Raw genomic sequence first — 11216 nt, 5'->3', positions numbered from 1 at the left:
TATTTAAAGATTTTATTTAAAGTCTTATCAAAATCTTCCTTTTCCTGAGGAAAATTGTCATCAAGATATTCAAAACAATTTACGGCAGCATTTTGAACATGTTCATACCAAATTTTATATAATTCAGGTTCAAAGTTTTCACTTGGATACGGCGCTCCCTGAATATCTGACACGAGCTGTCTTAACATTTTTATACAAGTTTTATATTTATGATTCATAATAAATCTCCCGTATGTTCTTATTATAATGGTAAAAATATCTTTTCGCCACCTAAATCATCATTATCAGGTCCGATTATAACACGATATTTTATTTTTTTTGAAAACTCTAAAAGTTCATTAAAACCTTTTTTTAATTCTGCTGGAGTGCAGTGCAAAAGTTCAAGAATTTTATTTTCCCTGTCAACATCGTCAATTGCATACAAAGTCCGCAAAAGCTCAATGCTTCCGCGTGCACGAGGTGTTTTTGGCACAACAAAATGCGAATAAGTTCCCATTACGGCTTTTTCTGTTTCGTCCTGATTAAAATCAATAAGCGCCGCCTCTTTTAGACAGTTTTCAAAAACATCAGCTGTTTTTTGAGGTGCCGGATCCCGATAAGAAGCAAACAAAAGATTTCCAGTAATTGAATCAATGTCACAAAAAGCGCCGTATGCGCCGCCGATTGTCCTGACTTTTTCCCAAAGAAGAATATTAGAAAGCCAATGACAGCAGATTTCAAGAATTGCATTTCCTTTTTGACCGTAAGCAATCGTTTTGAACGCCTCTCCTGCAAAACCAACAAGGCTTGGAATCACAATTTCTTCATCTCTGGAATTTTTTAGACTTTTTTTGCTGTCTAATTCTGTTAATTTTACAAAATCTTCAAGGCTATTTTCTGCTGGAGATTTTAGGGCGCACAGTCCAATTGATTTTACAAAAGCTGCGATAAGTTCCTTATTTTTTTCAATGGTCTCAGGTTCGGAAGTCACGTGAATAAAACCGCCTCCAGATTTTATTTTCCGTAAAATTTCATTAAAGACGGCAGAATTTTTTTTCGGATCAGCCTCAGCAAATTCATGAAGGCAAAAAATCTGGGTTAAACCGTTTAAAATTTCATCAACCGCAGAAACCTTAGAAGCTTTTCGCAAACATCTGAGCATTGCATATTGATGACCGGCAGGCACAACGCTTGAATCAAAATCATTTCTCGTTTCAACCGCAATATCTTTTAAACGTTTATAATCGCTAAAATCAACTTTGTTTATGTTGTCCGCAAAAAGCCCAAGTCCTTCCTTTAATTTTTCATCAATTACCTTAAGCTTAAAAACAACCCAATCGCGTGCCGTAAAATTGTGTCTTTTTCTAAAATCGGCATTGTTTTTTGTAAGCGGAGTTTCGCTCGTCAAAATAGAACAGGTAATTCCACCTGTAGAAAGGGCTGTTTCGGCGGCAGCTTCGCTCCAGTCAAGTTTTCCCCAGCCACAGTCGCATACTGTTTCTGCAAAAAGAGAAAGATATTTGTATTTGTCAGAAGTTAAAACATCGGCCGGAAAACCAATATCGACATAAGTAATGCCGTTGGTGTTTTCTCTGCTTTCAAAATAATCTACAGAAGAACCGTCTTTTCCTTCGAGAGTTTTGATTTTAAGCGAATAACTGTCAGAAATTCTCTTTCCTTCAATAATAAAATCGCTGGGACGAAGGTGTGGCAGGCAAGAAGTATCGTCTTTTTTGCTTTGAAAAGCATGAAGTTCAGCATTTTCGTTTTTAATGGCTTCCAAAGAAGTTTTTTGAACCAATTCTTTTACAAGCGCATTTTCCTGTTTTGTTCTTTCTGTCGTATATTTTTTTGAAGGAACGATTTCGCAAACAGCAAAACTTTTGTTTTCTAAGAAGAATTTTTTTATCAGCTCTTCAAGATAGCCTTTTTTGTTTTGAATTTTCTGCCTTACTTTTTCAAGAACAGTTCTCAAGCGAAAACTGTCTTCGATTTTATTTCCGTAAAGCCAGGCGTTTATCGGTGCCATCATCAGCGATTTAGCAAAAGGTCCGTTTTGACGTTCAATTTCCCGGTGAGAAATTTCAAGTCCCATCAAAGTTGAATCAATATCGCCTTTATCAATTCCATTTTCTACGATTTTATTCAAGGTTGAAAAAACGAGTTCTTTTACTTTTTCGGCGCTGTTTTTCTTAACACCACGCAAACCGACTGTAAAAAGAGTATGAAAAAGTCCGTCAAGTCCCATTCCAGGAGCAGTATCTTCGCCAAGCTCACTTTCGACAAGAGCCTTTTGGAGCGGAGAGCCGTCATGGTTTAAGAGAACGCCTGTCAAAAATATTTTTTCCATATTTTGTTCGGCATTTTTTGATTCTCCCAAATCCCAGGTAACGTAAACAGTGCTTTTCTTTTCTTTTTCTTCGCCAGAAGGTCCGGTTGTCTTTACAAAAAGCTCATTTTCAATTTTTTTTGGAGTTACATATTCAATATGCGTTTTTAAAATTGAATTTCTTACTTCATCTGTCCATTCATAGTCAGGATTTTTTTCTTCAAGCCTTGTCAAAAAATTTTTTTGCAAAAAATCCAGTTGCTTTTCTGTCGGAATATTTCCGTACAAAAAAACAAAACAGTTTTCTGGCCTATACCATCTTTTATGAAAATTTTTGTATTCTTCGTAAGTTAAAAAAGGAATTTTTAAAGGATCGCCACCAGAATCTTCTTCATAAATTGAATTTTTCAACAAATTTCTTACAGGAACGTCCATTGCAACCGATTCAAAAGACGAATAAACGCCTTTCATCTCGTTGTAAACAACTCCCTGAATAGAAGGATTTCCATCTCCGTCAATTTCCAGGCGATGGGCTTCCTGCGCAAAGATTTCAGGCGAAAGCCTAGGAAAAAAAACTGCGTCGGCATAAACGCTCATCAAATTAAAATAATCGGCTTCGACAGTCGAACTCGCAGGATAAACCGTTTTATCTGCATAAGTTGCGGCATTCAAATAAGTTTTTACGCTCTGATTTGAAAGCTGTGTAAAAGGATCTTTTAGAGGATAACGCTCAGAACCGCACAAAACGGAATGTTCCATTATATGTGCAGCGCCGTTTCCCTCAGGATTTGGCGTTCGAAAGGTAAAAGAAAAAAGATTTTCGGTTTCATCGTTAACAAGGTGCAAAATCTCAAGCCCTGTTTTTTTATGCCGCAAATATATTGCCGTTGAATGATAGTCTTTTAATTCAAAAACATTTAAAATACAAAAACCGTTATATTCACTTCCCTTTTTAAAAATCTTTATATCAGACATAAATTTCGTCATCCCTTCCTTTTATAATCAATTTTCCTTCTTCCCAGGCGCGTCTCATATAAGAAAAAAACAAAGAAGTCGCTTTTTCAACATCGGTTTTTCGCATTGGACTTCGCCTTTCTTCTTCGTCAAGAATCATTTTTCGACGGTTTTCTGACACGTTGAATAAAATTTTATTTCTAAAATCGTCTTTTTTGCAGTGAATTACAAATGCAATTTCTTCATCCTGCATCTGCTGTAATTTTTTTTGAATAAATTTGTCGTCAGCATTAACAATATCATCAATTGTAAAAAGCCTTTCCCTCAATTCTTCGCTCAAGAGAGGATCTGAAGAAGAAATTTTATCAAGAAGTTTTTCTTCGTTTGCACTGTCCATCTGCTTTAAAATCTGGGCAAGCACGTTCTTTCCGTCAATTGAATCAGATTTTTCTGTTACAAGCGAATTCATTTTTTTAAGCATCGCTTCGTCAATTCTTGCAACAATATCCGGATTCATTTTCTTGAGTTTTGCCAGATGTAAAATCAATTCCGTTTTGTCTTTTTCGGGAAGTGATTTTATAAACTGGGCGGCTTTTTTTGGCGGAAGGTTAGAACAGACAAGAGCGCGAACATTTGCGCTTTCGTCTTTTAAAAGCGCGGAAATTTTTTCGCTGTCCGCTTCGCTCAGATAATTGAACGGTTTTCCATTTTTAAAAGGAACCGCTTTTTCTAAAACTTCGCCCGCTTTTTTAGCGCCAAAGGCTTTTTCAAGAATATTTCTGGCAACATTCACTCCGCCGTCTTCGCGGGCGCGTTCCGTCAAAGATTTAAATTCTTTTAGGATTGAAACCGCTTCGTCTTTTTCGACTGAACGAATTGTCGCAAGTTCAGGAATTATTTTTTCAACTTGATCTGACGAAAGGTGCGGAAGAATTTTTGCAGCTTCATCAATTCCAATAAGCATTAAAAACTTTGCAACACGCCTGTAAACGTTGTCTTTTCCGTCTGGAGAAGGCCGCTGAACAGGAACTTTTAAAAGCCCGCCGTTTTTAATAGCATTTTTCGAAGCAAAGTCCGAAAATGATTTTTTTTCGGAAACTGGGTTAAAGTTTTTTGGAAATCCAGTCGTTGAAAAATTTTCACCGGAAAAAGTTTTTCCGGCTTTGTCGGCTTCAGATTTTTGAACCACCGGATTTGAATATATCCGTTTTGGATTAAAAGGCTTTACCATTTTTTTTTCGTCTTTTAAGCGGTCAGAAAGCACCATATCCGCAACAGACTTTTCAGAGCCGGAATTTCCAGCAGAATTTTTTAAATAAGCATTAAGTTCAAAATCTGAAAGTTTCATTTATTTCTTTTTTCCGAGATAGGCCTCCCGTACAGATTCATTCTGCAAAAGTTCTTCACCGCTACCCTCTAAAACAATCGAACCAGTTTCAAGAACATAAGCCTTGTCTGCAATTTTTAGAGCCATATTCGCGTTCTGCTCAATCAGAAGAATCGTCACTCCGGCCTTGTTGATTTCTTTTATTATATCAAAAATTTGCTGAACGATAAGAGGGGCCAGCCCTAAAGAAGGCTCATCCATCATCAAAAGTTTAGGCCGGCTCATAAGAGCACGTCCAACAGCAAGCATCTGCTGCTCTCCGCCAGAAAGTGTGCCTGCATACTGCCAGTTTCTTTCTTTTAGACGCGGAAAAAGCGAATAAACCCATTGCAGGTCTTTTTCGATTTCAGTTTTATCTTTTCGTAAATAAGCACCTATACTTAAATTTTCCTTTACGGTCAAATCGGCAAAGACATGTCTTCCTTCTGGACTAAGGGCAATTCCCTGCGAACAGATTTTATCGATTTTCATTCCAGCAAGCTCAGTTCCGCCAAATTCAATAGAACCGCTTTCTGCCTTTACAAGTCCGCTGATTGTACGCAATAAAGTTGACTTTCCGGCACCGTTTGCTCCAATCAGTGTAACGATTTTTCCGTCAGGAACCTGAATATCAACACCACGGAGGGCTTTTATTCCGCCGTAAGAAACATGTAAATTCTTTATACTAAGCATTTGAGTCCTCCGATTCTCCAAGATATGCGCTAATAACTTCCGTATTATTTTGAATTTCTTCAGGAATGCCGCTCGCAATCAGCGCTCCAAAATTCAAGACATAGATTCTGTCAGAAATATCCATTACAAGATCCATATGATGTTCAATCATAAAAACAGTCAGATTAAATTCATCGCGAATTCTGCGGATAAATTCTGTAAGCTCGGCAGTTTCCTGAGGATTCATTCCGGCGGCAGGCTCGTCAAGCAAAAGCAGCTGAGGTTCTGTTGCAAGAGCGCGCGCAATTTCAAGACGGCGCTGTAAACCGTAAGGAAGAGATGTACACATTTCGTCTTTTACTTCGTACAAACCAAGAATTTTTAAAAGCCGCTCAACTTCTGCCCTCTGTTTTTTTTCTTCTTTTAAATTCAGACGGAAAGTCGCAGTAAAAATATTGCTTGTACGGCGCAAATGCATTGCAATCAAGACATTGTTAAAAACGCTCTGGCTTTTCCAAAGGCGAATGTTCTGAAAAGTACGCGCAATTCCGAGTTTTGTAATTTTGTCCGGAGTCGGTTCAAGATGACCGAGATACTGGCCTTTTTCGCTTCCTGCGTAAAGTTTTTTCATTTTTCCGCGCGGATGATTTTCCACGATTTTTTTCTCGTTAAAATAAACCGCTCCGTTTGTAGGAGAATAAACACCCGTAATAACATTGAATGCTGTTGTTTTTCCGGCGCCATTCGGCCCTATCAAAGAGACAATCTCGCCTTTATTTACTTCAAGACTGAGAGATTTTACGGCAACAACACCGCCAAACTGCATCGTAATGTTTTCAAGCTTTAAAACGTTCTGAGCCATTACTTCGCCTCCGCAGTTTCTTTTTGCTTGTTAATTTTTTTGTTAAAAAGCTTAAATCTTAAATTTTTAAGAAATTTTATAATTCCGCTTATACTAAATTCATTTTCGCCCATAATTCCTTTTTGATAAAAAAGAACAATCGCCATAATCGCAATTGAGAATACTACTTTTCTAAATCCAGGCCTCAAAAGAGGAACAGTAAATGAACCAATCGTAACCGTTCTGTCCAAAAAGCGAAGCCACCATTCAGAGCAAGCAATAAACAAAAATGAAGAAATACAGCTTCCTGTAATCGATCCCATTCCGCCGATAACAACAATCAGCAAAATTTCGTAAGTCAGAGCAGATTTAAACTGACTTGCCTGAATAGTTGTCTGAAACATTGCCAATAGCGCGCCTGAAATTCCTGCAAAAAATGAACTTACCACAAAACTCAACTGTTTGGTCTGTGCAAGATTTATTCCCATCGCCTCGGCTGCAATTTCATCATCACGGACAGCCTTAAAAGCACGCCCATAAGTAGAATTGATTAAAAGCATTATGATCGCAATACAAATCCCGGAAACAAAAAAATAAAATATGCAGCTCTGAAAAACCGGATATTTTCTCAAAAGGTTAGAACCGTTCGTAACCACGCCAATTTTGTCCCATTGAAAAAGCGCCCTCACGATTTCGGCAAAACCAAGAGTTGCAATAGCAAGATAGTCGGATTTTAAGTGAAGAACAGGCAGCCCAATTAAAAAAGCGAAAAGAGCGGCAACAATTCCAGCCAGAATCAAAGCAACAAAAACCGGCAAAGTAAACTGAATCAAACCGCCGTCAAAATACTGATAAACCTGAGCCCTTGCAGCAACAGGAATCGTAAAAATTCCATAAGTATACGCTCCAAGAAGCATAAATCCGGCCTGGCCAAGACTAAAAAGTCCTGTAAAACCATTAAGAAGATTCATGCTTACGGCAACAAGAGAATAAATTGCGCCTTTTTTTAGCACAGTAAATAAAATTGAAGTTCGAGGCAAAACAGCTTCAAGAACAGCAAGCACAACAAAAAGAATGCCAAGCAGACAAAAACCGGCAATCAAGTCCTTTTTATTTTTTAAATCATTTAATTTTAACAATTTATTTTGCATTTTCATTCCCGCACTAAACTTTATCAGTTTTCTTTTCGCCAAAAATACCGGTCGGCATAAACATAAGAACAATAATTAAAAGGACAAAAGTAAAAGCATCGCTAAAAGTCGTCCATCCGATTCCCTTTATAATATTTTCACAAATACCAATTATAAAAGCGCCAATTACAGCTCCAGGAACAGAACCAATTCCTCCAAAAACAGCCGCAACAAATGCCTTTAAGCCAGGCATTCCGCCAACAGTAGGCGTAACTCCAGGATAATTAGAAAAAAACAGGATTGAACCGACTGCTGCCAAAAAAGAACCGATAACAAAAGTTGTGCTTATGACAGAATCTATTTTAATTCCCATAAGCTGGGCAGTTTCAAAATCTCTCGAAACAGCACGCATCGCCATTCCAATTTTTGTTTTTTTAATCAAAAGTACAAGGGCAAGAACAAGAAAAATCGTCAAAAATGGAGTAATAACCGTAACGCGCTTTGTAATTGCGCCGGCAATTGTAATAGAATCAGAAATCCACGGAATAGTAGGATATTTTTTTAAAAGACCGCCAGTAATATAAAGGGCAATATTCTGCAAAAGATAAGACATTCCGATTGCCGAAATCATAATCGACATACGAGGCGCATTTCTCAAAGGTTTGTATGCAATTCTTTCAACCGAAAATCCAAGCAAAACAGTAAGCACGACAGTAAAAACAACAGCAAGCCACAAAGGCAAAATTGTATAACTATAAACCATTATAAGCCCGGCAGCCATAAAAACATCTCCGTGCGCAAAGTTAATCAGTCTCAAAATTCCATAAACCATCGTATAACCAATGGCAATAAGCGCATATTGACCGCCAGTCGAAACTCCTGCAAGAAGATACGGCAAATTACTCTGTAAAAAATCCATTTATTCTTCCATTGTTTTTAATTTTTTGGGGCTGTTTCTGCTCAAGCACAGAAAACGGGCTGTCCAGGGTTTCATTCTAAAAAAATCAATCCGCATGCGAATTGATTTTTTTAGAACGCTCCGCGCCCTTACCATCCCTCAGCCAGACTGAACTTGCAAAAAAAATACTTTTCAGCCATACCAATATTTTATCATAAAAAAACATCTGCAGTTTTATCAGTTTATGACAAACTCTTGCAGATGTTTTTTGTTTTATTAAATTATTTTACGCTCTGCTGAGCAACAAAATCCCATTTTCCAGTCTTTGTGTTTACCTTTTTAATATAGGCAACATCGCGTACTGCGTCTCCAGTTGCATCAAAAGCAATGCTTCCAGAAACTCCCTTGTACGAAGTTTTTGGCAAAGCAGCTTTTACAGCGTCAGGTTTTATAGAACCAGCATTCTTAATCGCTTCAAGAGCTGTGTAATAAGCGTCAAATCCCATTGCAGAAACAGCAGCAATTTCATCATCACCGCCGTTATTTGTTTTTGCAGTAGCATTTGTGTTGATGTAGTTGCGGAATCCGTTTACAAAATCAACAACCTGAGGATCATCAGAGCCTTCAACAAAGAATGTCGTTACATAAATACCGATGTTTGTTCCTTTTGCAGAAGCCAAAATAACGTTAGAATCCCAAGTATCGCTTGCAAGAAGTGGAATTGAAAGTCCCTGAGTATTTGCCTGTTCAATAATAAGAGCCGCAGCTTCAATAGAAGTTGGAGTAAACATTACATCTGCGCCGCAGTTTTTTGCATTTGCAACATAGGCCGCAAAGTCGCTTGTACCGTCAGGGAATGTTTCATAAACAACTTCAATTCCGAGTTTTTTTGCAGCCTCAATAAAGTAATTGCACAATCCTACAGAATAGTCATCGCCAAGTTTTGCAAGTGCATAGGCTTTTTTAGCATTAAAAACAGACTTTGCAAGATAAGCGTGAACTGAGCCCTGGAACGGATCAAGAAAGCAGATACGGAAATAATGGTCATTTCCAGCAGTAACCTGAGGGTTTGTACAAGTTACTCCAATTGCAGGAACACCAGCCGAAGCAAAAGTATCAGAAGCTGCAATAGATACTCCAGAACCATAAGAACCCAAAACTACAGAAACACCTTTAGAAATAAGTTCTGAAGCGGCAGAAACAGCCTTATCATTTGAAGACTCATTATCAACAATTTCAAGCTGAACTTTGTATTCTGTTCCGCCAATATTTACAGTCGGAGTAATGCTGTTTGCATACTGAATACCAAGAGTCTCCTGTTTACCACCGGCACCATTGTCGCCAGAAGCAGGTTCAAAAACACCAATTTTAACAGTAGGAGTTTTTTCTCCACAGCTAACCAAAAGAGCAGCCGACAAAACGCCGGCTAATGCAACAAGAACACTTTTTTTCATTTTAATACCTCTCACAAAAAAAAGACCTTTCTATTATACTATCAATTTCCGCCTAATTCAATTTAAAAACAAAAAAGGCCTGCATTTTTTTATAAAACACAGACCCCTTTGTCTAAAAACTAAAATACCGGATATTTAATTCAATATATCAAATAAAGAATAAAACCACAAGTTTGAATTAGAATTTTCCGTCAATTTTTTCAATACATCTGTCGCCAAAATTATCAATCAAAACGGCTAAAAGAGAAAAAACAACAGAAGAAACTAAAATCAAAACAGCGCATATAATTCCAAATAACATAATAATCTCCAAATCAAAAAAAAATTTAAAAAATTCAAAACTGCAAAATAAAGATTTTTTGCAGGCTAAAAAAAATTACTTAAAAAACACAATGCAACCAACAGTCATGACTGCAAAAATAACAAGCACAATAATAAAACCCGTCATATAAAACCTCTGAGAAAAATTTAAAATAAGGTCAAAATTATGATTTTTACGTTTTATTTAGACGACAGTCTGGAGGAAAATAATATTTTGAATTGATTTTGGAAGAAGAAGCACCCGAAAAGTGCTTAAAGAAATATTCGATGAAGAAGAAAGAAAAGCTGAAGAAAATCCTAAATCTTCAAAAAGAAGATTTCCTGAAAAACCGCCGAAAGATTCAGTTTTCTTTTGCGAGCGTGAAAACGTCCGCTCAATTATTTTCGCTTCATTTACAGACGCGGAAATGAATTCCTGCGACGGAGAATGAACAGCGACGATTTTTACATCGTCAGATGAAGAAAAAACCGCTTTCTGTGTACTTATTCCCGCATATGAAGAAAACAAAGCGAGAAATGAAAATACAATGTACAGAAAACGGCTTTTCATAATTTTTACTTTTTATGAATTTAAGGCGATTTCGACGAACTCAATCACCGCAAATCAAATTGTTAAATTAACGCAATCCGCCATAAGTTGCGATTGATTTTGCCTTTGCAAAATCACAAGCTACATGCGACGGAACGAAGCGACTAGCGAAGTCCACCGTATGTAGCGATGAATACTCCGGCTGCCATTGCAGTTCCGATTACACCAGCAACGTTCGGTCCCATCGCATTCATCAAGATGAAATTTGAAGGGTCTTCGCTCTGCGCAACCTTATGCGCAACGCGGGCTGCCATTGGAACAGCAGAAACACCTGCCGAACCGATGAGAGGATTGATTTTCTTTCCTTTTGGAAGGAAAACGTTCATCAATTTTGCCATCAAAAGTCCGCCGGCTGTTGCAACTGCAAAAGCTACAAGACCAAGAACGATGATTCCAAGAGATTCTCCCTTGATGATTTTTTCCGGTGTCATCTGAGAACCTACGCCCAAAGAAAGGAGAATTGAGACAATGTTCATCAATTCGTTCTCCATTGTCTTTGAAAGACGGGCAGCCGCTCCAGACTCTTTTACAAAGTTACCGAAAGCAAGCATACCGATAAGAGGAGCCGCCGGAGGCAATAAAAGGATTGTCAAAACAAGAAGCATCAATGGGAACAAAACTTTTTCTGTCTTTGAAACCTGGCGTGGGTTTTCCATGTGAATCATGCGTTCTTTTTTAGTTGT

At 37.7% G+C, this 11216-nt stretch carries 11 protein-coding genes; all 11 read right to left on the bottom strand.

What is annotated here, in order from left to right; genetic code table 11:
• Nucleotides 1–218, bottom strand: a 218-nt coding sequence (locus B4N75_RS00515; RefSeq protein WP_296022694.1) for a hypothetical protein, incomplete at its 3' end; no start/stop codon positions are given.
• Nucleotides 219–241: 23 nt separating this feature from the next.
• A complete protein-coding gene (locus tag B4N75_RS00510) occupies nt 242–3283 on the bottom strand; it encodes an insulinase family protein (RefSeq protein WP_296667191.1) in 3042 nt (1013 codons plus the stop codon).
• Complete coding sequence (locus B4N75_RS00505) at nt 3276–4610, bottom strand: flagellar motor switch protein FliG (RefSeq protein ID WP_296706296.1); 1335 nt, start codon at nt 4608–4610, stop codon at nt 3276–3278. Before B4N75_RS00505 ends, B4N75_RS00510 begins: the two co-directional genes overlap by 8 nt.
• Nucleotides 4611–5321: an ABC transporter ATP-binding protein gene (locus B4N75_RS00500; protein WP_296022691.1), complete on the bottom strand. Its 711-nt coding sequence runs from the start codon at nt 5319–5321 to the stop codon at nt 4611–4613.
• Nucleotides 5314–6162, bottom strand: a complete 849-nt coding sequence (locus B4N75_RS00495) for an ABC transporter ATP-binding protein (RefSeq protein ID WP_296667186.1) — start codon at nt 6160–6162, stop codon at nt 5314–5316. The genes B4N75_RS00500 and B4N75_RS00495 overlap by 8 nt, the downstream gene beginning before the upstream one ends.
• The gene (locus B4N75_RS00490) at nt 6162–7292 is read right to left on the bottom strand and encodes a branched-chain amino acid ABC transporter permease (protein ID WP_296706294.1); all 1131 of its coding nucleotides are present in this window, start codon (nt 7290–7292) and stop codon (nt 6162–6164) included. The genes B4N75_RS00495 and B4N75_RS00490 overlap by 1 nt, the downstream gene beginning before the upstream one ends.
• A 13-nt stretch (nt 7293–7305) precedes the next feature.
• Nucleotides 7306–8190, bottom strand: a complete 885-nt coding sequence (locus B4N75_RS00485; RefSeq protein WP_296022688.1) for a branched-chain amino acid ABC transporter permease — start codon at nt 8188–8190, stop codon at nt 7306–7308.
• A 260-nt stretch (nt 8191–8450) separates the two neighbouring features.
• Nucleotides 8451–9623 carry an ABC transporter substrate-binding protein gene (locus tag B4N75_RS00480; RefSeq protein WP_296022687.1) on the bottom strand — a complete coding sequence of 391 codons (1173 nt, stop codon included), beginning with the start codon at nt 9621–9623 and terminating at the stop codon, nt 8451–8453.
• Nucleotides 9624–9801: 178 nt separating this feature from the next.
• A complete protein-coding gene (locus B4N75_RS00475) occupies nt 9802–9924 on the bottom strand; it encodes a hypothetical protein (RefSeq protein ID WP_296667182.1) in 123 nt (40 codons plus the stop codon).
• Between the two features lie 204 nt (nt 9925–10128).
• Complete coding sequence (locus B4N75_RS00470) at nt 10129–10494, bottom strand: hypothetical protein (protein ID WP_296706292.1); 366 nt, start codon at nt 10492–10494, stop codon at nt 10129–10131.
• A gap of 143 nt (nt 10495–10637) precedes the next feature.
• Nucleotides 10638–11216, bottom strand: a 579-nt coding sequence (locus B4N75_RS00465) for a sodium ion-translocating decarboxylase subunit beta (RefSeq protein ID WP_296706290.1), incomplete at its 5' end; no start/stop codon positions are given.

The sequence above is a fragment of the Treponema sp. UBA7570 genome (assembly GCA_002477955.1).
Lineage (GTDB): Bacteria > Spirochaetota > Spirochaetia > Treponematales > Treponemataceae > Treponema_D.
Note: the sequence above shows the minus strand (reverse complement) of the source record. Positions and strands in the feature narration are given on the sequence as shown.